The organism is Glycomyces sp. NPDC021274 (genome assembly GCF_040641195.1).
Classification (GTDB): domain Bacteria; phylum Actinomycetota; class Actinomycetes; order Mycobacteriales; family Micromonosporaceae; genus Glycomyces.
In genome coordinates, this window is record NZ_JBFADC010000002.1 from 471,455 (window position 1) to 492,698 (window position 21,244).

At 69.8% G+C, this 21,244-nt stretch carries 16 protein-coding genes; 8 read left to right on the plus strand and 8 right to left on the minus strand.

Going from position 1 to position 21,244, the window contains the following annotated elements:
- Window positions 1-138: 138 nt before the first annotated feature.
- From AB0I03_RS06090 to AB0I03_RS06100, 3 genes are all read left to right on the plus strand, one after another.
- Window positions 139-3,789: an NACHT domain-containing protein gene (locus AB0I03_RS06090; protein WP_360407187.1), complete on the plus strand. Its 3,651-nt coding sequence runs from the start codon at window positions 139-141 to the stop codon at window positions 3,787-3,789.
- A gap of 92 nt (window positions 3,790-3,881) precedes the next feature.
- A complete protein-coding gene (locus tag AB0I03_RS06095) occupies window positions 3,882-5,168 on the plus strand; it encodes an MFS transporter (RefSeq protein ID WP_360407190.1) in 1,287 nt (428 codons plus the stop codon).
- Window positions 5,169-5,364: 196 nt separating this feature from the next.
- On the plus strand, window positions 5,365-6,408 hold the full coding sequence (locus tag AB0I03_RS06100) for an NAD(P)-dependent alcohol dehydrogenase (RefSeq protein ID WP_360407193.1): 1,044 nt from the start codon (window positions 5,365-5,367) through the stop codon (window positions 6,406-6,408).
- Between the two features lie 55 nt (window positions 6,409-6,463).
- On the opposite strand, the gene AB0I03_RS06105 is transcribed toward AB0I03_RS06100, so the two are convergent.
- Window positions 6,464-7,354: a helix-turn-helix transcriptional regulator gene (locus AB0I03_RS06105; protein WP_360407196.1), complete on the minus strand. Its 891-nt coding sequence runs from the start codon at window positions 7,352-7,354 to the stop codon at window positions 6,464-6,466.
- A gap of 324 nt (window positions 7,355-7,678) precedes the next feature.
- Here AB0I03_RS06105 and AB0I03_RS06110 point away from each other — a divergent pair, with 324 nt between their 5' ends.
- A complete protein-coding gene (locus tag AB0I03_RS06110) occupies window positions 7,679-10,324 on the plus strand; it encodes a S8 family serine peptidase (protein WP_360407199.1) in 2,646 nt (881 codons plus the stop codon).
- Between the two features lie 49 nt (window positions 10,325-10,373).
- On the opposite strand, the gene AB0I03_RS06115 is transcribed toward AB0I03_RS06110, so the two are convergent.
- The 3 genes from AB0I03_RS06115 to AB0I03_RS06125 all read right to left on the minus strand — a co-directional run bounded on the left by AB0I03_RS06115 (window position 10,374) and on the right by AB0I03_RS06125 (window position 13,552).
- Complete coding sequence (locus AB0I03_RS06115) at window positions 10,374-11,405, minus strand: 3-oxoacyl-[acyl-carrier-protein] synthase III C-terminal domain-containing protein (protein WP_360407202.1); 1,032 nt, start codon at window positions 11,403-11,405, stop codon at window positions 10,374-10,376.
- Window positions 11,399-12,604 (minus strand): acyl-CoA dehydrogenase family protein, encoded by a 1,206-nt coding sequence (locus AB0I03_RS06120; protein WP_360407205.1) that lies wholly within the window; start codon window positions 12,602-12,604, stop codon window positions 11,399-11,401. The genes AB0I03_RS06115 and AB0I03_RS06120 overlap by 7 nt, the downstream gene beginning before the upstream one ends.
- Before the next feature lie 126 nt (window positions 12,605-12,730).
- Entirely contained in the window at window positions 12,731-13,552 is an 822-nt protein-coding gene (locus AB0I03_RS06125) for a UbiA family prenyltransferase (RefSeq protein ID WP_360407207.1), read from the minus strand.
- Between the two features lie 26 nt (window positions 13,553-13,578).
- On the opposite strand from AB0I03_RS06125, the gene AB0I03_RS06130 reads away from it, so the two are divergent.
- Together AB0I03_RS06130 and AB0I03_RS06135 are read left to right on the plus strand one after the other, a co-directional pair.
- Complete coding sequence (locus AB0I03_RS06130) at window positions 13,579-14,322, plus strand: methyltransferase domain-containing protein (RefSeq protein WP_360407210.1); 744 nt, start codon at window positions 13,579-13,581, stop codon at window positions 14,320-14,322.
- 146 nt (window positions 14,323-14,468) lie between these two features.
- On the plus strand, window positions 14,469-16,142 hold the full coding sequence (locus tag AB0I03_RS06135; protein ID WP_360407213.1) for an extracellular solute-binding protein: 1,674 nt from the start codon (window positions 14,469-14,471) through the stop codon (window positions 16,140-16,142).
- 14 nt (window positions 16,143-16,156) lie between these two features.
- Here the strand turns inward: AB0I03_RS06135 and AB0I03_RS06140 are convergent, their stop codons facing one another.
- A complete protein-coding gene (locus AB0I03_RS06140) occupies window positions 16,157-17,377 on the minus strand; it encodes an RNA-guided endonuclease TnpB family protein (protein ID WP_360407216.1) in 1,221 nt (406 codons plus the stop codon).
- A 98-nt stretch (window positions 17,378-17,475) separates the two neighbouring features.
- On the opposite strand from AB0I03_RS06140, the gene AB0I03_RS06145 reads away from it, so the two are divergent.
- On the plus strand, window positions 17,476-18,459 hold the full coding sequence (locus AB0I03_RS06145; RefSeq protein ID WP_360407219.1) for an ABC transporter permease subunit: 984 nt from the start codon (window positions 17,476-17,478) through the stop codon (window positions 18,457-18,459).
- The gene (locus AB0I03_RS06150) at window positions 18,456-19,346 is read left to right on the plus strand and encodes a carbohydrate ABC transporter permease (protein ID WP_360407222.1); all 891 of its coding nucleotides are present in this window, start codon (window positions 18,456-18,458) and stop codon (window positions 19,344-19,346) included. The genes AB0I03_RS06145 and AB0I03_RS06150 overlap by 4 nt, the downstream gene beginning before the upstream one ends.
- On the opposite strand, the gene AB0I03_RS06155 is transcribed toward AB0I03_RS06150, so the two are convergent.
- Genes AB0I03_RS06155 through AB0I03_RS06165 form a run of 3 tightly spaced genes read right to left on the minus strand, consistent with a single transcriptional unit; the run spans window position 19,343 to window position 21,208 of the window.
- Window positions 19,343-19,744, minus strand: a complete 402-nt coding sequence (locus tag AB0I03_RS06155) for an arsenate reductase ArsC (protein WP_360408113.1) — start codon at window positions 19,742-19,744, stop codon at window positions 19,343-19,345. The two genes, AB0I03_RS06150 and AB0I03_RS06155, sit on opposite strands and share 4 nt — an antisense overlap.
- A 4-nt stretch (window positions 19,745-19,748) precedes the next feature.
- Entirely contained in the window at window positions 19,749-20,828 is a 1,080-nt protein-coding gene (gene arsB / locus AB0I03_RS06160; protein ID WP_360407225.1) for an ACR3 family arsenite efflux transporter, read from the minus strand.
- Window positions 20,825-21,208, minus strand: coding sequence for a metalloregulator ArsR/SmtB family transcription factor (locus AB0I03_RS06165; RefSeq protein WP_360407228.1), 384 nt, complete (start codon window positions 21,206-21,208; stop codon window positions 20,825-20,827). Before AB0I03_RS06165 ends, arsB begins: the two co-directional genes overlap by 4 nt.
- Window positions 21,209-21,244 lie beyond the last annotated feature (36 nt).

A 21,244-nucleotide genomic window follows, 5' to 3' on the forward strand; every position in this document is an offset into this window, starting at 1 on the left:
GGGTTCCCGCGGTCCGGCGACCGTGTCCGGTGCGGTACGGCGCTCCGGACCTCGCGATATGCGCCTATACCATGGGAAACGACCACCCCCGTCCGGAAAAGACGTCCGGATCGGTCGCGCGCACTCCCCGGAGGAAAGATGGCGAAGGACCCGCCCGGCCCGGCGCAGCGCGCGTTCATGAAGGCGCTCAAGACGGCACTGGCACAGGTTTCGGAAGGAGAGCGCGGCGCACAGCGGCTCAGCGGCGTCGGGCAGCACAAGGGCGTCGGCCACGCCACCTGGTCGGACACGAAGCTGGGGAAGACGTTTCCGTCGGCGGCGACCTGGGCTCGCATGCGCACTGTCCTCTTCTCTGACGCAGTCGAGATGCCTGAAATCGACTGGGACGCGCTGTTCAAGGCGGCACAGGAGGAACTGGGCAAGGGCCGAACGCCGGCGCGCCCGAAGCGGCCCGCCTTGTCGGACCGGCACTTCCTGGCCGGCCTCGACACCATCAAATCCTTCGCCCTGCCCGTCGTGAACCGCCTCGATCTGCTCCCCGACGACATCCGCCGAGCCGACGCGGAGGCGGGACGCATCACCTTCGTCACCGGCGAGGGCGGCATGGGGAAGAGCATCCTGCTGCGGCAACTGGCGCAGCATCTGGCGCAACCGCAGGAAGACGGCGGAGCAGCGGTCGTCACCGTGCTCTGCAACCGGGTCGAGGCGATGGAGGACTTGATGCGGACGGACCGGGCCGATGTCGCGCTCGCCCGCGCCGCGGAACTGCCCCACCCCGAATCGGGACTGGTCAAGGCCTTGCAGCGGCTCAGCGAACGGCACGGCTCGGTGCACCTGCTCATCGACACGCTCGATGTCGTCACGACCGAGCGCACCGTCCACGCCCTCGCCTCGCTCCTGAAGCAGTGCTCGCTCCACGCGCAGGTGTTCGTCACCTGCCGCAAGCAGGAGTACGACGATCTGTACCGGCCTGATCCCTCCGCCCCATGGCACGGCGACAGCCGACTGCACGCGATCAGGATGCCCGATCTCAGCGACGTCGAGATCCTGCGCTGGGCGGAGGACTACGTCGACTCATTGCAGCGGAGCGAGCTCCAGAAGCGCCGCTTCCTCACCTCGCTGTCCGATCCATCCAGGGCGCGCACGGTCAAGCGCATCTGCGCAGTGCCGCTTCGACTCGCGATGGCCTGCGACCTCTTCTCGGAGGGTGGATGGCTGCCCGGGGACTTGACGATAACCGGCCTGTACGAGACGTACTGGAAGCATCGCATCGCCCGAGACCGGCACCTCAGGGTCACTTCGCAGTCCGCGGCGCAGGAAGTCGACGCGTTCGATCTCGCGGACCGGATCTTGACGATCGACGGCAAGAAGCTGACGCTGTGGGTGGCCTACGAGGACGACGAACCGGGCATCGGCCTCAAGGCACTGGTGAGCGAGGGGGTGGTACTCGAGCGATCGGGACGATACGGGTTCTTCCACCAGACCTTCGCGGAGTTCGCCATCGCCCTGATACTCACCCGCCGCGATCGGCATGCCCATCTCGACCATCTCCGCTCGCAGCTCGAAGACACGGGTTCGCACATGTGGCCCGTAGCCCTCCATCTGCTGCTGCTGGAGGAAATCACGCAGTCGCGATACGAAGAGCTGGCGGCCGTGGTTCCCCTCGACGTCCCCATCGGTGCGCAGTTCCAACTGCTGTCGGCACTGAGCCGCGGTCTGCCCGACCGCCTCAAAGCGGTTGCCGACCACGTCGCCGCGCAGAGCGAGCCGCTCTTGGTCTCCTTGGTCGGTTACCTCGCCGATGCGCCCGCCGAATGCGCCCGGACCGCGCTCGACATCAGCATGCCGCTCCTCAAGACTTGCGACGAGCAGGCGATCACCGAAGTCGCCCGGACCATCGGCCTGCTCCTGCCCAAACTCCCCTCCCCCATCCCGTACCTGTCGTTGTCGCTGCAGCACGTCGAGCAGCGCCGAGCCGACCTGTCCAACGACATATGGATCAACCTGCCGTCGTTCCTCATCGAGCAGCTCTGCGAACACGCCTTCGGCGACTCGCTCCACCACCTGCTCTGCGCTCGCTACCAGCAGCTGGGCAGCATCGGGAAACGGCTGCTCCTGAGCGCCGTCATCACCGACCCGGAAGCGGTCACGAATCCGATCGCGCTGCTCGCCGAACCGATGCTCTCGGAGAGCCCTCCGGGCATCGACATCGATGATCAGGTCGAACTCCTCCACTGGTGCTGGGCCGACGACGACATCCGGGAACGGCTCGGCTGGCACGACTGGATCGGGCTGCTCGAGGCAGACCTGCCTCCCGGCTGGGACTCCGTTCAGGTCAGGCTCGTACGCCGACTCTGCGAAGATGCCGAAATCCGGGATGCGCTCCTGGCGGGCGTGCTCTCCGAGCGGGCTTCCGAGTACCCCGAGCGGTGGACCAACACCGCCAAGTTCGTCGCCGACGACTTCCGCCATGAGACCGGTCTGGCGGTGGGCCGCCACCTCCACGCCCCGGGCCGACGCACGATCGGCAACGCGCTGGCGCTCACCTCGCAGATCGCCGAAGACATGCAGAAAGAAGAGCGGCAGACCCTGATCGAGGCGTTCCAAGCCCATGCGGCAGGAGACCCCCGCCGAGTCTGGACGGCCTTGGTAGAAGTCGCCGGGCCGGAACTCGACCTGCACGAAGCACTCCTGACCGACTTCGAGGAGGTCGATCAGCGCAGGACCCGGGCCGCGTCCGACGACGAACCCGACCAGGAATGGACTTCCATCAGAGTCAGCCCGATCGGAGCCTGGCTGCGCATCGCGCCGACTGAATTCCTCATGCGGCAGCGCGAGCGGTTCAGGTCGTTGATCCCGGCAGAACGGGGTGAGGACACCGCGCGCCGCGCTCGTCTCGAAGGGCGCATAGCCGTCCAGGACGACACCGCGAAAGCCTGGATCACCGCTCAGATCCTCGAAGGCGCCAGCGCCTCCGCCGCACTTCGCGGCCTTGAGTCCTTCATAGACGAATCGGTGAAGGCAGGCAGCTACTCGAGGGTCGAAGACGCCGTATGGCGCTGCGGAGCACTCCGAACACCGCACGCCACGGTCGCCGTCCAACTCGCGAGGCTACTGGCCGATCCGGCAGCGACTCCGGATGCCGTCTTGATGAGTCCCGTCCCCGGCGACGAGTCGGCGAGCCCGGACGAGGCGACCGTGGTCGAGCTGCTCTCGGAAGTCGTGCCGAACCGGCTCCGGGCCGCATTCGACACCGGCGAGAGCACACTGCTCGTGAAAGAGCTCCTCTCGCTGCTGTTCCGGGTCGACGAGCATCGCCCGCTCAGCGACACCCTGGTCCGTGAACTGGTGGAGAAGACCTCTGCTCCCCTCCTGCGGTCAGGAGCGACGGCGGGGCGATCCGCCGCGGTGCAAGACGGGCTCTCGGAGCAGTTCACCCGATGGTCAACCACGATGCGAAAGCTCGGGGCGACCCGACTGCCGACGGCGGAGGTGCGGCAGAACGCCGAGGCGGTGCTGGCCGGATGGGACTGCGGCCGGATCGGCACCGCGAACCGGCGGAAGACAGCCAGTCTGATCCGGTCCGTCCTCGACTGCTCGCCGGACTTCATGAGCTGGCTCGAGGAGGCCATGTGGCCGAACGCGAGCGTGGAGACCAAGTTCGCCATCGCCGAAGCCGTAGTGGTCCACGAGTCCAATGTGCTCGGTCATGGGGCGCTCAGCCTTTCGCAGCGCCTCGACTGCCCTCCTGAGGTCAGGGTGTGGATCAGCAAGAAGCTCGAACCTTGAGAACCGCTGCGGGGCCTCACGAGCGCCGTACCCGCTGCTAGGGATCAGAATTCGATTGACATCGATGCGGCGCTGCCGCATCGTTGGCGACTGTGCCCCTCGTCGACCGCTCTCGCGTGAACCCGTACCGGCTCTACCTCGCGATGCGGGTCGGGCTGTCCTTCCTTGTGGCCATGGCGTTCACCACGTCCATCGTGTACCGGGTGGAGGAGGGCGGGATGAACCCGTTCGAGCTCATGCTGATCGGCACGGTGCTCGAAGCCGCGTACCTGGTGTTCCAGCTGCCGACCGGGTTCCTGGCCGACCTGGTGAGCCGGCGGGCGTGCGTGGTGGCGGGGTTCGGCGTGTACGCGGGCGGGCTGGTGTGGATGGGGTTCTCGGCCGCGTTCTGGGTGCACCTGGCGGCGCAGGTGCTGCTGGCGCTCGGCGCGGCGCTCATGAGCGGCGCCCAGGAGTCCTGGGTCGCCGACGAGACGCAGCGGGCCGAGATGACCCCGGTCTACCTGCGGGCCACGCAGCTCAGCTTCATCGGCGGGATCACCGGCAGCCTGCTCAGCGGCGCCCTGGGCAGCATCGCGCTCAGCCTGCCGTTCCTCGTCGGCGGCGTGCTCATGGGCGCTTGCACGGTCGCGCTCGTGATCGTGATGCCCGAACGGCACTTCCAGCGGCCCGCCGGCGACGGCAAGGTGCGGACCGTGCTCGGGCAGGCGCGCGCCGAAGTGGGCGGGCAGCTCCTCGCCGCGCGCCGCGCGCCGAAGCTCGTGCCGGGCCTGGTCCTGCTGCTGGGGATGACGTTCGCGTTCGGGCTGTGGAGCGAGAGCTTCGACCGTCTCTCGGGCGCGTTCCTGCTGGAGGACATCGGGTTCCCGAACCTGTTCGGTCTCGAGCCGGCCATGTGGTTCAGCCTCATCTCGTGCGCTGTGGCGCTCGGCGGCATCGGCGTCACCGAGTGGGCCACCCGGCGCACTGCGCGCCTCGGCTCCGGCGCGATCATCGGGATGCTCGTGCTGTTCACCGCCGTGACGCTGGCGGGCGTCATCGGTTTCAGCCTGGCGCAGGGCTTCTGGGTCGCGCTCGTGTTCCTGCTGCTCGTTTCGGTGGCCCGGCCGCTGTACGAGCCGCTCGTGAACGGCTGGCTCGTGGTCAGGGTCGAGCCGAAGGTGCGGGCCACCGCACTGTCCGCAAGGGACATGTTCGACAGCGGCGGGCAGATCGTCGGCGGGCCCGTCATCGGCGCGATCGGCACCGCGTTCACCTTGCGGACCGCGCTGCTCACCGGCGGCGCCCTGCTCGTCCCGGCGGTCCTGTGCCTGGTCGGCATGGGCCGGAAGGCCGGCGAGCCGGAGCCCGAACCGGTGATCGCGGCCGCCGACCGCTGAGCCCGGATGCGGCGTTCACCTGGCGTTTCGATGCCAGGGGGGCCGTGCTGTTCCCCCGCTGGCGCGCCCCGGTCAGGACCCGGTCCTTGGCGGCGGGCCGAATCGGGGCGATGATGGACCGGAACCGGAATGGGGCGTACGTCGAGTCCTGGCGCTCAAGCTCACCGGTGTCACGTCACTTTCCGAAGGAGCCACCGTGCCGACCGTCAATGCCTGGGCCGCGCCGTCCGCGACCGAACCGCTCGTCAAGACCACCGTCGAACGCCGCGAGCTCGGCCCGCACGACGTGCTCATCGCGATCAAGTACGCCGGGATCTGCCACTCGGACATCCACACCGTGCGCGGGGACTGGGGCCCGCAGCAGTACCCGCTCGCGCCCGGCCACGAGATCGTCGGCATCGTCACCGAGGTCGGCGCCGAGGTCACGAAGCACGCCGTGGGCGACCGCGCCGGCGTCGGCTGCATGGTCGGCTCCTGCCGCGAATGCGAGCAGTGCCGCAAGGGCAACGAGCAGTACTGCCTCAAGGGCATGGTCGGCACCTACGGCGCGGTCGACGCCGACGGCACCATCACCCAGGGCGGCTACACCACCCACATCGTCGTCGACGAGCACTTCGCGCTGCGCATCCCCGAAGGCGTCCCGTTCGAGGCCGCCGCGCCGCTCCTGTGCGCCGGGATCACCTTGTACTCGCCGCTGCGCCACTGGAACGCCGGCCCCGGCATGAAGGTCGCCATCGTCGGCCTCGGCGGGCTCGGCCACATGGGGGTCAAGTTCGCGCACGCGCTCGGCGCCGAGGTCACCGTCCTGTCGCAGTCGCTGAAGAAGCAGGAGGACGGCCTCCGCCTGGGCGCCGACCACTACTACGCGACCAGCGACCCGGCCACGTTCGAGGCCCTCGCCGGCACCTTCGACCTCATCCTCAACACCGTCTCGGCCGCAGTCGACGTCAACGCGTACCTGCAGCTCCTCAAGGTCGACGGCGTGCTCGTCAACGTCGGCGCGCCCGGCGAGCCGCTGCCCGTGGGCATCTTCAACCTGATCATGGCCCGCCGCGCCTTCGCCGGCTCCACGATCGGCGGCATCGCCGAGACCCAGGAGATGCTCGACTTCTGCGCCGAGCACGGCATCGCGTCCGAGGTCGAGATCATCGCCGCCGACCAGATCAACGAGGCCTACCAGCGCGTGCTCGCCTCCGACGTGCGCTACCGCTTCGTCATCGATACCGCGACCATGCAGTAAGGGCCGCAAGCAGACCGAACGCCGGGGCGCATCAGCGCCCCGGCGTTCGGCATTGCTACTGCTGCACGTCGACGGCGGACGCGTCCTCCACCGGTGAGGCCATGTCGAGCAGCGCGAGCGCGTCCTCCTGGCCGGTGCCGGGCTCGGCGTAGTACACGATCATCCGCACGCCGTTGCCCCCGGCGAGGTCGAAGCCCTGGTAGCCGAGGGTGATGTCGCCGATGAGCGGGTGGTGGTAGGACTTGCGGCCCGTGGTGTGGGGGCGCACTTCATAACGGTCCCAGAGCTTCGCGAACGCCGGGCTCTTCACCGAGAGCTCCCCCACCAGGGCCTGCAGGTCCGGCGCGTCCGGCTCCGTCCCGGCCAGCGCCCGCAGGTTGGCGACGCAGCCGCGCACCTGGTTCTCCCAGTCGGCGAAGAAGGTCGTCGCGTCAGGGTGCAGGAACATGTAGCGGGCGACGTTGCGCTTGGCCGCGGGCCACTCGTCGATCCCGGGCAGCAGGCGCAGCCCGCCCGGGTTGGCGGCGAGGACGTCCATGTTGCGGCTCATCACGTACGCCGGGTTCGGGCGCAGGCGCTCGAGGATCTGCGCGATCCCGGGCGGCAGGGTGCGGCTGGGCGCCTTCGGGGCGTCGGTGGAGCGGCGGGCGGCGCTGGCGGCGAGGTCGCGCAGGTGCTCGTGCTCGGCCTCGTCGAGTTTGAGCGCGCGGGCGAGGGCGTCGACGACCTGCGGGCTCGGCCGGGTCTCCTTGCCGCGCTCGAGGCGGGTGTAGTAGTCGATGCTCACGCCGGCGAGGGTGGCGAGCTCTTCGCGGCGCAGCCCCGGGGTGCGGCGGATGCCGGGGCCGGCGGTGAGGCCCACGTCGGCCGGGGTGATCTCCTCGCGTCGGGCGCGCAGGAACCGTCCGAGCGCGGAGCCGGCGCCGGGCTGCTGCGTAGTCGTCATGCCTCCAGTGTTCCACCGCCGCGACCTGGGCCGCCGCGTGTTGAGGGGCCGCGTTGCACCCCGGCATCGGACGGTGCGCCGCCCGGCGGGAGGCGTGTGAGTTGCGGCACTCCCGCGGCAGTTTCCACATAGTTCCTCGGATTTTCCTCTTATGTCCATTTCGGTCTTTGTCGATGGCCTGTCATGGTGGGGCGCAAGGGCATCGATTGCCCTTGCATCTCGATCGCGATCGGCGCCGAATACCCCCGGCGCCTGGAACCGTCACAACGAGGAGCCGTCTTGTCAGGTACGCAACGATGGCGTCAGGGACTCGCAGTCTCGCTAGTGGGAGCGCTCTCAGCGGCATTTGCCGGTGCCGCCCCCGCTCTCGCGCAGACCGAGACCGACGCCACAGCGCTCATGGAGCAGAAGACCGACCCCGAACTGCTCGCCGAGATCGACGCCGAAGGCGAAGCCGAACTCTGGGTGCAGTTCGAGGGGAGCCCGGACTACTCGGCCGCCTACGCCGCCGAGACCAAGACCGAGAAAGGAGCCGCCGCCATCGCGGCGGCGAAGGCGTTCGCCGAGTCCTCCCAGGCGGACGTGGCCGCCGCCCTCGACGAGGCCGGCGTGGACTACGAATCCTTCTGGGCCTCGTCGTCGCTCAAGGTGACCGGCGACGCCGAACTGCTCGCGACCGTCACCGCCTTCGACGAGGTCGCCGAAGTCGCCGACACCCCGGAGGTCGTGACCGTCGAACCGGTCGCGCCCGAAACCGAACTCGACGCGGCCGCGGCCGGCTGGGGCGTCGCCGACATCAACGCCCCCGCAGTCTGGGACCAGCTCGGCGTCACCGGCGAAGGCGTCGTGGTCGCCAGCATCGACTCCGGCGTCCAGTACGACCACCCCGCGCTGGTGAACCAGTACCGGGGCAACAACGGGGACGGCACCTTCACCCACGACTACAACTTCTACGACGTCGAAGGCCGCTGCGGCGCAACCCCGTGCGACCTCGACACCCACGGCACCCACACCGTGGGCACCATGGTCGGCGACGACGGCGCGGGCAACCAGATCGGCGTCGCCCCCGGCGCCGAGTGGATCGCCGCCAACTACTACGGCAGCAGCATGGAATCGGTGCTCAAGGCCGGGCAGTGGATGGTCGCGCCGACCGACTCGCAGGGGAGCAACCCCGACCCGTCCAAGGCGCCCGACATCATCAACAACTCCTGGGGCCGGGACGGCGACGACGACCCGTACTTCGAGGACATCGTGGACCTCTGGCACGCCGCCGGGATCATCCCGGTGTTCGCCGCGGGCAACAGCGGTCCGGTCTGCAACACCGCCAACGCCCCCGGGGCGTACGCGAACGTGATCGCGGTGGGCGCCTACAACGTCAGCGGCGCGATCGCGGACTACTCCTCCCGCGGGCCCGTCAGCGACGGCCGCGTCAAACCGGACGTGTCCGCCCCCGGGTCCACCATCCACTCCTCGATGCCCGGCAACCGCTACGGCTCGCAGAGCGGCACCTCGATGGCCGCACCGCACGTGGCCGGGACCATCGCCCTCATGATGGAGGCCGAACCGGCCCTCCGCGGCGACTACGGCCTCGTCTACGAGATGCTCACCGGTTCCGCCCGCTACACCGAGGACGATCAGTGCGGCGGCACCGCCGAGGCGAACAACGTCCACGGGTACGGGCGCGTCGACGCGCTCGCGGCCGCCCAGGAACTCCCCGACGGCGACTCCGGCTCCATCGCCGGCACCGTCACCGACGCCGAAGGCGCACCGCTGGCGGGCGCGGCGCTGGTCTTCGACGGGACGTTCGACCGCCGCGCCACCAGCTCGACCGACGGCACGTACACCGTGACCTTCGCCCTGGCCGGGCAGCACACGGTCACGGTCGCCAAGTTCGGCTATGCGACCGTCACCGGCACCGTGACCGTCGCGCCCGACCAGACGGCCGTGTTCGACGCGGTCCTGACCGAGCTTCCCACCACAGTGGTCACCGGCACGGTGGTCGACGGCTCCGGCCACGGCTGGCCCCTGGCCGCGACCGTGGCCTCGGCGGGCGGCGAGGTGTCCACCGAGACCGATCCGCTCACCGGGCGGTTCGAGCTGACGCTGCCGACCGGCGGCGTGGAGCTGGTCGTCGAGGCCGAATACGGCGGGTACCAGACCGTGCGAGTCCAGGCGGACGCCGCTGACCTGCGCATCGAGGTGCCGGTCGCCGAGAGCTGCACCGCCCCCGGCTACACGTTCGACCCGCTGGGCACCGGCTTCGAGTCCGACACCGCGCCGGTGGGCTGGACCGTGGAGAACCGCGGCCCCGCGCCGTGGATCTTCCACGATCCCTACAACCAGGGCAACCGCACTCCCGGCTCGGGCGGCTTCGCCTTCGCCCGCCCGCCGGGCGGCGGCACCATGGACACCGACCTCATCTCGCCGGTGTTCGACCTCTCGAGCGCCCCGACGCCGGTCCTGACCTTCGCCACCGACTTCACCGGGTACCTCCCGCACTCCGCGGCGGAGGTCGCGATCAGCACCGACGGCGGCCAGACCTGGCAGAACGCCTGGGAAGCAACGGGTTCGATCCGCGACAGCACGGTCACCGTGGACCTGAGCGCCTGGGCCGGGGCACAGGAGGCCCGGCTCAAGTTCCACTACTACCACGCCTACATGTCCGGCTACTGGTGGCAGATCGACGACGTGCTCGTCGGCGGCACGCCCGACTGCGCCCCGATCCCGGGCGGCCTCGTTCGGGGCACGGTCACCGACCAGAGCGGCGCACCCGTCGCGGGCGCGGTGGTCACCCACACCGCTTCTGGCCACCACGGCGTCTCTGACGCCGACGGCGCGTACTGGACCTTCGCGACCGGTTCCGGCTCGACGCAGTTCTCGGTGGTGGACGCCGAGTCCGGGTCGGCGACGGGATCGGTGAACGTCGTCGCCGACGGCGTGACGGAAGCGGACTTCACGCTCTCGCCGTGACCTCCGAGCAGTGATCGGGCCCGGTGGCGATGCCACCGGGCCCGTTCGCTTACTCGGGTTCGAGGAGCGCGGCGTAGAGCGTGAGGCCGGGGCCGAACGCGAGCGCGACCACGGGCCCGTCCTGCGGCCCCAGCTCCTGCAGGACCAGCAGCACGGTCGCCGAGGAGCAGTTGCCGTGCTCGGCGAGCACCTTGCGGGAGGTCGCGAGTGCGGACGGATCGAGGGCGAGGCCCTCTTCGATGGCGTCGAGGATCCGCGGACCGCCCGGGTGGACGGCCCAGGCCGCGACGTCCTGCACGTCGAGGCCGTGGCGGCCCAGGAGGTCCTTCACGAGCGGCCCGACCTGTTCGGCGAGGGCGTCGGGGACCTCCGGGGAGAGCCCCATGCGGAAGCCGAGATCGGTGATGTCCCAGGTCATCTGGCGGCGGCGGTCGGTGTCCGTGCGGGCGTCGACGTCGACCACGCGCAGGCCCCGGGCGGCCCCGGGGCGCACCACCACCGCGGCGGCGGCGTCCGCGAAGAGGGCGTGCGAGACCATCTGCCCCGGATCGATCGTGGCCGGCTGCAGATGCAGCGAGGTGAGTTCCAGGCAGAGCAGCACGGCCGGACGGTCATGGGCCGCAACATAGTCGGCGGCCGTGGCGAGCGCGGGCAGCGCGGCATGGCAGCCGGTGTGTCCGATGAGGAGCCTGCGAGCGTCGGCGGGCAGCGGGAGCATCCGCGCGAGCTCGATGTCGAGACCCGGAGTGCCGTAGCCGGTGCAGGTGGCGACGGCGAGCAGGCCGATCTCCTCGGCATCGGTGTCCGCGGCGTGCAGGGCGTTCCGGACCGCTTCGAGACCGAGCGGCGGGGCGACCTCGCCGAACCGGGTCATGCGCTCGGCGGTGGACCAGTCGGCGACGGCCTTGAACTCGGCGGGATCGGTCGCGGAATGGCGGTGGCGCACGTCGGACGCGGTGAAGATGCGCTGGGCGACGCGGCTGCGGGAGAAATGCCAGCGGAACACGTCCTCCCACAGCTGCTCCTGGGCGTAGAGCGGCGGCAGGGCGGCGCCGATCCCGGCGATGCGGGCGCTCACCATCGCGGGACTTCGGCGTCGTGGTCCGGGTCCTCGCCGAGAGCGGCGACACCGAGCCAGTCGGCGCACACGTCCGAGGTGGCCGGCTGCAGTGCGCCGCAGCGGGCGTCGCGGTAGAGCCGTTCAAGGGTGTGGCCGCGGCGGGACGCGGAGGCGCCGGCGGCTTCGAGCAGCGAGGAGGCCACCTGGACGGCGGTGTCCCCGGCGGTGAGCTTCGCGCGCCAGACCCACCGGTTCGTCTCCGGATCGCCTGGGGCGGTGTCGATCCGCGCGGCGGTCTCGGCGACGACGAGTTCGGCGGCGGCCACGGCGGTGTCGGCGCGGCCGAGCCGGGCGCGCGCGGCGGGGAGGCGGCCGAGGCCGCGCCGGCGGAGGTGCTCGGCGGCGGCGTCGACGGCGGCGCGGGCGACGCCCGCGTAGACGGCGGAGTAGGAGGCGACGAGCCACTGCGGCATGGCCTCGGCGATCATGAGGGTGAGTCCCTCGACGCCGCCGAGGAGGGCTTCGGGGCCGACTTCGACGTCGAAGTGGACGTCCTGGCTGCCGGTGGCGCGCATGCCGAGCGAATCCCATGTCTCCTCGACGCGAATGCCTTCGCCTGCGGGGACGAGGAAGTAGGAGACCTGCGGTTCCTCGGCGTCGGCCTCCCGGGCGGTGACGAGGTAGGCGTCCACGTGCCCGGCACCGGAGACGAAGGCCTTGCTGCCGGTGATCCGGAACCCGGAGTCGGTGCGGCGGTAGGCGGTCGAAGTCTGGGAGAGGCGGGAGCCGCTGCCGCGTTCGCTCATCGCGACCCCGTAGAGGGCGCCGCCCGCGGCGGCCTCGAGTGCTTTGTCGCGGGCTTCGAAGGAGCTCTTCGGGGCGCCGAGGAGGCGCACGAGGTCGTCCGGGGTCTGGGCGAGGGCGCCGGTGACCGAGGCGTGCATGTTGAAGACGAGCGCCGTGGAGCCCGCGCCGCGCGCGAGCGCGGAAGCCACGCGGGCGTACTCGGCGAAGGAGGCGCCGAAGCCGCCGAGGCGTTCGGGCACCATGAGCCCGAACAGGCCGGCCGCCCGCAGGTCGGCGAAGTCCGCTTCCGGGAACCGGCCGCGCTCGTCGTGCACCGCAGCGCGTTCGGCGAATTTCGGGGCGAGTTCGCGGGCCAGGGCGAGGGCGCGGGCGCCGTCGTTCGGGCCGTCTGCGGGGTGCTCACTGGTCGTCAACGCACGCTCCTCCGATAGGGCCCGGCTGCGCCGGGTGGACCTCTGCGAACCAGTGTCCACGGAACCCGCGTCGCGATCAACCCTGACACGGAAGTGCGACCGGGGCCGGATCCGCGGGTCGTGCCCTCAGCCGGTGTGCAGCAGGAGGGCGACGTCGATGAGGGCCACCAGCATCACGGCGCGGAACGCGGCCCGGGAGCGGGGGCGGCGGTCGAGGAGGAAGCCGGCGACGAGGATGGCGACTGAGAGCGGCACGGCGGTGAGGGTGAGCGTCGTCGGCGGCCCGCCGGGGCCGAAGACGAGCAGCCCGGAGGCGGTGAGCACCAGTGCCGCCGCGGCGATGCGGCCGCCCCGGGGGCCCATGCGGTGCGGCAGGCCGCGCACCCCGGTGGCGTCGTCGTCGGCGAGGTCGGGGAGGACGTTGACGAAGTGCGCGGCACTCCCGAGCGCCGCGGCGGCACCGATGAGCCAAAGTGGAGGGAGCGGCGCCTGCGGCGCGCCCAGGAAGAGGAACACCGGCAGCAGTCCGAAGGAGAACGCGAAGGGCGCCACCGAGAACGCGGAGGCCTTGACACCGAGGTCGTAGGCCCAGGCCGAGAGGAGCGCCGCGAGGTGCGCCGCGGCGCCGAGCGGGGCGGAGAACAGCGAGAGGACCACGGCCGCCCCGGCGGAGACGATGAACGCCGCGCGGACCGCGCCGGGGCCGATCGCGCCGGTCGCGACCGGTTTGTCCCGGCGGCCTACGAGGGCGTCGCGGGGCGCGTCGACCAGGTCGTTGAGCCAGCCGACGGAGAGCTGCCCGGCGAAGACCGCGGCGGTCGCGATGACGACCGATGCGGGCGTCCGGTCGGCGCTCAGCGCCAGGCCCGCGGCGACCGCCGAGACGGCCAGCGCCGGAAGGGGATGGGACGCCTGCACCATCGCGCGACTCGCCGAGAAGTGACTCACGGCCGCCAGTGTGCCACTCTGGCGGGATGAGCGGAAGCCCCACAGCGCCCGGCGGTGCCCGTGCACGGAACGGCCTCGCCCCCAACGACCCGGCGATGTACGACCGGCTGGCCGGGGAGTGGTGGCGGCCGCGGGGCGTGTTCGCGATGCTGCACTGGCTGGCGGCGTCGCGGGCGGCACTGGTGCCGCCCGCGGCGGGTGAGGGCGCGGTCCTGGTGGACCTCGGCTGCGGGGCGGGGCTGCTCGCGCCGCATCTGGAGGGCAAGGGCTACCGGCACATCGGGGTGGACCTCTCGCTGGAGGCGCTGCGGCAGGCTGCGGCTCACGGCGTGCTCGGTATCCGGGGCGACGTGCTCGCGGTGCCGCTGCCGGACGCGTGCGCGGAGGTCGTGGTGGCGGGCGAGATCCTGGAGCACGTGCCGGACCTCCCCCGGGCGGTCGCGGAGGCGTGCCGGCTGCTGCGCCCGGGCGGACTGCTCGTGATCGACACGCTCGCGGCGACCGCGCTGTGCCGATTCCTGGCCGTCGGTGTGGCCGAGCGGATCCCGCGCATCGCGACCCGCGGCGTCCACGATCCGGCGCTCCTCGTTGACCGCGAGGTGCTCGTCGCGGAGTGCGCGAGGCACGGTGTTCCGCTGACGCTGCAAGGGATCCGGCCGTCGCTGACCGATTTCGCGCTGTGGCTCCGGGGCCGCCGCTCCTCCGTGCGGATGCTCCCGGTGTCGACGACGGCGGTGCTCTTTCAAGCCCGGGGACGCAGGGCCTGGTGACTGGCGCGCTCAAGTTACTTCTGGGAGGGGTGTTGCGCCGGTCTCATCGAGCCAGTTATATTTGTTTGGTCATACCATTAAACAACGGCCCCCTCAGCCTGCACAAATACCGGCGAATCCTGTATCCCCCAACGAAAGGCATCGCCATGGGCGACTCCTCAAGCAACGGCCCCGCGTTCCGAATCCAGCGCCGCGGCCTCTTCCAGGCCGGCGCCGCGGGCGCAGTCGCAGCCTCCCTCGCCGGGTGCGCGGCCCTCGAAGAAGGCCCCGAAGGCACCGCCGCCGGGTCCGACGAACTCGCGGAGCTGCTCCCCGAGTACACCCCGTACGAAGGCGGCATCGAACCCGACCTGCCCGGCCAGCCCGACGGCACCGTCACCCCCGGGTACCTCTCGCGCCCGGCCGAACCGGTCACGGCCGTCACCCAACCGGTGATGACCACCGGCGAAGAGATTTCGGCGATCACTCCCCTGTGGAACCCGACGCCTCCCGGGCTGCCCGGCAACTCGTACTTCGCCACCGTCAACGAGATCCTCGGCGGCACCGTCGTCTTCAACATCGCCGACGGCAACAACTACCTCGACAAGATCACGACGACCCTCGCCAGCGGCGACGTGCCGGACATGTTCCAGATCCCCGGCTGGGAGATCGTGAACCTCTCCGACTTCAGCGAGGCCGCCAACGAGCTCTTCGCCGACCTCTCGCCCTACCTCGCGGGCGGCAAGGCCGCGGCGGACTACCCGCTCCTCGCCTCCTATCCCACGGCCGCATGGGCCATGGGCGTCTTCGGCGGCAAGCTACTCGGCATCCCCTGGGAACGAGCGCCCTACACGAACGCGCTCTTCGCCCGCCAGGACATCCTCGACCAGCTCGGCCTCGAGCAGCCGACGAACCTCGAAGAGCTCCTTGCGATCGCCGAGGAGGTGAACGACCCCGGGAGCAACCGCTGGGCGTTCGCGAGCCTCGACCAGACCGTCCAGGAGGCCATGGGCGTGCCCACGCTCTGGAAGGTCGAAGACGGCAAGCTGGTCCACAAGTTCGAGACCGAGGCCTTCGCCGCCGCGATCGAGTTCACCAGGCAGGTGTTCGACAAGGGCCTCGTCCACCCCGACTACGTGGCCGACCGCAACACGAACTCCAAGGAGATCATCGGCTCCGGCCAGGCCGTGTTCTACGAGGACGGCCTCGGCGCCTGGCACGAGATGTACCAGACCTACCGCGGCGTCGAGGGCTTCAACCTGCAGATCGTCGACCCGCTGGCCCGCGAGGCCGGCGGCACGCCCACGATCTGGCGCGACGACCCCGCCGGTATGTTCACCTTCATCAAGAAGGACCTCCCCGAGGAGCGCATCCAGGAGTGCCTGCGGGTCGCCAACTGGTGCTCGGCCCCGTTCGGCACCGTCGAGTACGACCTGGTCTCCGACGGCGTCGAAGGCGTCCACTTCACCATCGACGCCGAGGGCGTGCCCCAGCGCACCGAGCTCGGCCAGACCGAGGTCGCGCCGACCTACATGTTCCTCTCCGGGCGCTCCAACGCGAACAACAAGTTCCAGTACCCGGGCATGGTCGAGCGCCTGCACGACTGGGAGACCAACGCGGCGCCGTTCCTCGACCCCAGCCCCTTCCAGGGCCTGCGCGTCGAGATGCCCTCGGACCTCTCGGCCGAGAACGAGCCGATGAAGGACGCCCACCACGAGATCTACCGCGGCCAGCGCGACGTCGCCGCCTGGGCGACCATCGTTGAAGACTGGCGGGCGAAGGTCGGCGACTCGGCCCGCGAGTACTACACCAAGGTCGCTGAGGACAACGACCGCCTTTGACTTTCCTCTCCTCCCTAGCGGGAGGGGATTCCTCGGGCTCGCGCTCGGGGTGGTTCCTGTTTCATCGCCGATTGCGGAAGGGAGGACCCTTGCCGTCTGACATCAGCTCCGCAGGCATCGCCGGGCGGCAGCCCGGCTGCGACTCGACCAGCCGCAAGAATGTTCTTGGCCGCGTTGAAGTCCCGGTCGTGCCGGGTGCGGCAGGCCGGGCATCGCCATGCCCGGGTCGACAGGTCGAGCCTGTCAAGCAGGTGCCCGCAGTGCGAGCAGGTCTTCGAGGAGGGATACCAGCGGTCGATCACCGCGAGGGTGCGGCCAGCTCGGGCAGCTTTGTACTCGAGCATGCGCCGGAACTCGCCCCACGCCGCATCGCTGATCCGCTTTGCAAGTCTGCGGTTCTTCACCATGCCTTTGACATTGAGGTCTTCGATGGCGATCAGGTCCTTGGTGCGGACAATTCTGGTGGTGGTCTTGTGCAGGAAGTCGGTGCGGGCGTTGCGGATCTTGCGGTGCGCGCGGGCGACTTTCTGCTTGGCTTTGCGGCGGTTGGCCGAGTCTTTCTGGCAGCGTGCCATGCGCCGCTGGTAGCGGGCGAGATTGCGGGCCTTGCGCTCCAGATAGCGCGGGTTCGCGATGCGCTCTCCATCGCTGGTGACTGCGAAGTCCTTGACTCCCAAGTCGATGCCGACACTGCGGCCGCTCCTCGGCTCCGGCTGGGGATCGGGAATGTCCACTGCGAAGGTCACGAACCAGCGGCCGTCCGGTTCGCGGGAGACGATGATCGTAGTGGGGTCGAGGCCGGCGAGGTCGACTTCACCGAAAGACCAGACGAATCTCAGCGGCGTCGCCGTCTTCGCCAGGCGCAGCTCGCCTCCACTCATGCGGAACGCCGAGCGCGTGTAGTGCGCGCTCTGCCGGGAGGACCGGCTTTTGAACCGCGGGTAGTTGGCTTGCCCGGCAAAGAAGTTCGAGAAGGCGGAGTGCTGGTGGCGCAAGGTCTGCTGCAGCGGCACACTCGAGACCTCGTTCAAGAAGGCCAGGTCCTCGGTCTTCTTCCAAGCCGTCAGCGCCGCGTCCGTTTCACGGTACGAGGTGCGTTTGCCATCGGTGTGCCAGGCGCGATGTCGTTCGGCCAGGATCTTGTTCCACACCACGCGCACACACCCGAACGTGCGAGCCAGCATGGCCGCTTGGTCGGGGTCCGGGTAAGCCCGGCACTTATACGCCGTACGCACAGCAAGAATTTTACAGAAAGGGTATTCGTGCAGAAGTGCCTGACACGCGCAGCGAGCCGGGTTCCTCCCGAAGCACTGGGTTACCACCAGGAGGCCGAATGAGCGCTCCGACGATCCAGTCCCCGGCCCGCAAGGTCGGGGACGCCCCCAAACGGAAAGTGAAGGCCAAGGCGCACTGGCGGGAGCGGCTGCGCCGCGACTGGCCGCTGCTCCTCATGGCCGCGCCGATGATGATCCTGGTGTGGGGGTTCTGGTGGATCCCGACCCTGGGCAACGTGGTCGCCTTCCAGGACTACAAGCCGTTCACCGGCGGCATCTTCGGCTCGCGCCTGGTCGGGTTCACGCACTTCCAGGTGCTGTTCACCGACTCGGAGTTCCTGCGGGCCATGGTGAACACGCTGTCGATCACCGCGTTCCAGCTGGTGTTCTACTTCCCGGTGCCGATCGCGCTGGCGCTGCTCATGCACTCGATCGCGTCCGAGCGGCTGCGGTCGATGCTGCAGAGCGTGGTGTACCTGCCGTACTTCTTCTCCTGGGTGCTCGTGATCGCGATCTTCCAGCAGATGCTCGGCGGGGCGGGCCTGCTCTCGCAGATCCTGCGCTCCAACGGGTTCGAGGGCGTGGACTGGATGACCGATCCGGACACGTTCATCCTGCTGGTCACGTCGCAGGCGATCTGGAAGGAGGCCGGGTTCGGGGCGATCATCTTCCTCGCGGCGCTGGCCGCGATCGACCCGAACCAGTACGAGGCGGCGGCGGTGGACGGGGCCGGGCGCTGGAGGCGCCTGTGGCACATCACGCTGCCGGGCATCCGGCCGGTGATCGTGCTCCTGCTGATCCTGCGGCTCGGTGACGCGCTGAACGTCGGGTTCGAGCAGTTCTTCCTGCAGCGCAGTGCGGTCGGGTCGCAGGCCTCGGAAGTGTTCGACACGTTCGTGTACTACAGCGGCATCCGCACCGGCGACTTCGACTACGGCGCCGCGGCCGGGCTGTTCAAGGGCGTGGTCGGGCTCGTGCTGATCCTGGCCGCCAACAAGTTCGCCCACATGCTGGGCGAACGGGGGGTGTATTCGAAGTCATGAGTTCTCGGAACCGTCCCGCTTGGGAAGAGAAGCCCACCGCCGCCGGTCTGGCGGCCAAGGGCGCGAGCATCGTGGTGATCGCGCTGCTGATCCTGTTCCCGCTCTACACGATCGCGCTGACGAGCCTGTCGAGTGGCGACACGGTGAACCGCGTCGGCGGCCTGGTCATCTGGCCGGGCGACGGGGTCACGTTCGAGGCGTACGAGCAGATGTTCCGCAACCCGGTGGTGCTGCGGTCGCTGGTGGTCTCGCTGGGGATCACGGCGGTCGGCACGGCCGTCAGCGTCGTGGTCTCGATCCTGGGCGCGTACTCGCTGTCGCGCCCGGGTTCGTTCGGGCACAAGACGATCCTGTTCTCGGTACTGCTGATGTTCGTGATCTTCCCGGGCCTCATCCCCGTGTACCTGTGGGTGAGCGCGATCGGGCTGCGCGACAACTACCTGGCGATCATCCTGCCGATGGCCGTGTCCGCGTTCAACGTGGTGGTGCTCAGGGCGTTCTTCATGAGCATCCCGCAGGAGCTGTTCGACGCGGCCCGGATCGACGGCGCCGGGGAGTTCCGGGTGCTGTGGCAGATCGTGACGCCGCTGTCGAAGGCGGTGATCGCCGTGGTCACACTGTTCTACGCGGTCGCGTACTGGAACAACTGGTTCAACGCGTTCCTGTACCTGGACGACACCGGGAAGTGGCCGCTCGCGCTGGTGCTGCGCACGTACGTGGTGGAGTCGGCGCCGCTCCCGCAGGCCTCGGGCCTGCAGGACGCGCCGCCGACCCTCGCGGTGAAGATGGCGATCGTGATGATCGCGATCATCCCCGCGCTGATCATCTACCCGTTCGTGCAGAAGCACTTCAAGAAGGGCGTGATCATCGGCGCGGTGAAGGGTTAGGGAAGCAGTTCTTTGAGCAGGGCCTCCACGCGGGCCTTGATCTCGTCGCGGATGACCCGGACGGGCGCGATGCCCTGCCCGGCCGGGTCGTCCAGCTTCCAGTCGAGGTAGCGCTTCCCGGGGAACACCGGGCACACGTCGCCGCAGCCCATGGTGATGCACACGTCGGAGGCCTCGACCGCGTCCACCGTGAGGATCTTCGGGCGCTGTGCCGCGATGTCGATGCCGACCTCCTTCATGGCCTCGACGGCGATCGGGTTGACGCTGTCGGCGGGCGCCGAGCCGGCCGAGCGCACTTCGACGCGGCCTTCCGAGAGGTGGGCGAGCCATCCGGCGGCCATCTGGGAGCGGCCGGCGTTGTGGACGCAGACGAAGAGGACTGAGGGCTTCGCGGTCAGCGGTTCAGACATCGGTGTTCCTTTGCGGTCGGGCGTTGAAGAAGCGGCGGGCCCAGAGGCTCACGTAGACGAGGCCCACGAGCACCGGAACCTCGATGAGCGGGCCGACGACGCCGGCCAGGGCCTGGCCGGAGGCGGCGCCGAAGGTCGCGATGGCGACGGCGATGGCGAGTTCGAAGTTGTTGCCCGCGGCGGTGAACGCGAGCGTCGTGCTCCGCTCGTAGTCGAGTCCGATGCCCTTGCCCAGGGCGAAGGACCCGACCCACATGAGCGCGAAGTAGACGAGCAGCGGCAGCGCGATGCGGACGACGTCCACGGGCCGGTCGAGGATCGCCTCGCCTTGCAGGGCGAAGAGCACCACGATGGTGAAGAGCAGGCCGTAGAGCGCGAACGGGCCCACGCGCGGCAGGAATTTCGACTCGTACCAGTCCCTGCCTCTGCGGCGCTCGCCGATGCGGCGGGTCAGGTACCCGGCGGCGAGCGGCACGCCGAGGAACACGGCGACGTTGAGGGCGATCTCCCAGCCGGAGACTTCGAGGCCGGTCGAGTCCAGCCCCAGCCACCGGGGCAGCGCGTCGAGGTAGAGCCAGCCGAGGCCGCCGAAGGCGATCACCTGGAAGACCGAGTTCAATGCGACGAGGACGGCGGCGGCTTCGCGGTCGCCGCAGGCGAGGTCGTTCCAGATGATGACCATGGCGATGCAGCGGGCGAGCCCGACGATGATGAGCCCCGTGCGGAACGCGGGAAGGTCGGGCAGGAAGATCCAGGCCAGCGCGAACATGAGCGCGGGCCCGACGAGCCAGTTCAGCACGATCGAGGAGACCAGGAGTCGCTTGTCGGCGGTGACCGAGTCGAGCTTGTCGTAGCGGACCTTGGCGAGCACCGGGTACATCATGAGCAGCAGGCCTGCGGCGATCGGGAGGCTGATGCCGCCGATCTGGATCGCGTTGAGCGCCTTGCCGACCGCGGGGGCGAACTGGCCGATGGCGATGCCGGCGAGCATGGCCGCGCCGATCCAGGCCGGCAGGAGCCGGTCGAGCGTGGAGAGCCTGGCGGGGGCCGCGGTGGCGAGATCGGCGCTCACGCGGCGGTCCCCTGCGCAGCGGCGAACCGCGGGACGGCCAGCACTGTCGAGAGCAGGCCGAGCGCTTCGGCGCGGGCCCGGTAGTAGACCCAGGTGCCGCGGCGTTCGGCCGTGACGAGCCCGGTCTCCTTGAGCACCTTGAGGTGGTGGGAGATGGTGGGCGCGGTGAGGTCGAACGCGTCGGTCAGGTCGCAGACGCAGACCTCGCCGCCCGCGTGGGAGGCGATGAGCGAGAGCAGCCGCAACCGCACCGGATCGCCGAGGGCCTTGAAGGACGGGGCGAGCCGCTCGGCCTGGTCGGCGTTGAGCGGCTCGCTCACGAGTGGCACACGGCAGTCGTCCAGGTCGCGCATGGCGAGGTGAACAGGTTGCTTCGACATGCGCCTATTTTGGCAGACATCTAATCAAGGTGCGAC

Excerpts from the sequence above, each read along its gene's own strand:
- AB0I03_RS06090 (WP_360407187.1), top strand. The coding sequence starts at position 139 with ATGGCGAAGGACCCGCCCGGCCCGGCGCAGCGCGCGTTCATGAAGGCG.
- AB0I03_RS06105 (WP_360407196.1), bottom strand. The coding sequence starts at position 7,354 with ATGACGACTACGCAGCAGCCCGGCGCCGGCTCCGCGCTCGGACGGTTC.
- AB0I03_RS06115 (WP_360407202.1), bottom strand. The coding sequence starts at position 11,405 with ATGGTGAGCGCCCGCATCGCCGGGATCGGCGCCGCCCTGCCGCCGCTC.
- AB0I03_RS06130 (WP_360407210.1), top strand. The coding sequence starts at position 13,579 with ATGAGCGGAAGCCCCACAGCGCCCGGCGGTGCCCGTGCACGGAACGGC.
- AB0I03_RS06135 (WP_360407213.1), top strand. The coding sequence starts at position 14,469 with ATGGGCGACTCCTCAAGCAACGGCCCCGCGTTCCGAATCCAGCGCCGC.
- AB0I03_RS06145 (WP_360407219.1), top strand. The coding sequence starts at position 17,476 with ATGAGCGCTCCGACGATCCAGTCCCCGGCCCGCAAGGTCGGGGACGCC.
- AB0I03_RS06150 (WP_360407222.1), top strand. The coding sequence starts at position 18,456 with ATGAGTTCTCGGAACCGTCCCGCTTGGGAAGAGAAGCCCACCGCCGCC.
- AB0I03_RS06165 (WP_360407228.1), bottom strand. The coding sequence starts at position 21,208 with ATGTCGAAGCAACCTGTTCACCTCGCCATGCGCGACCTGGACGACTGC.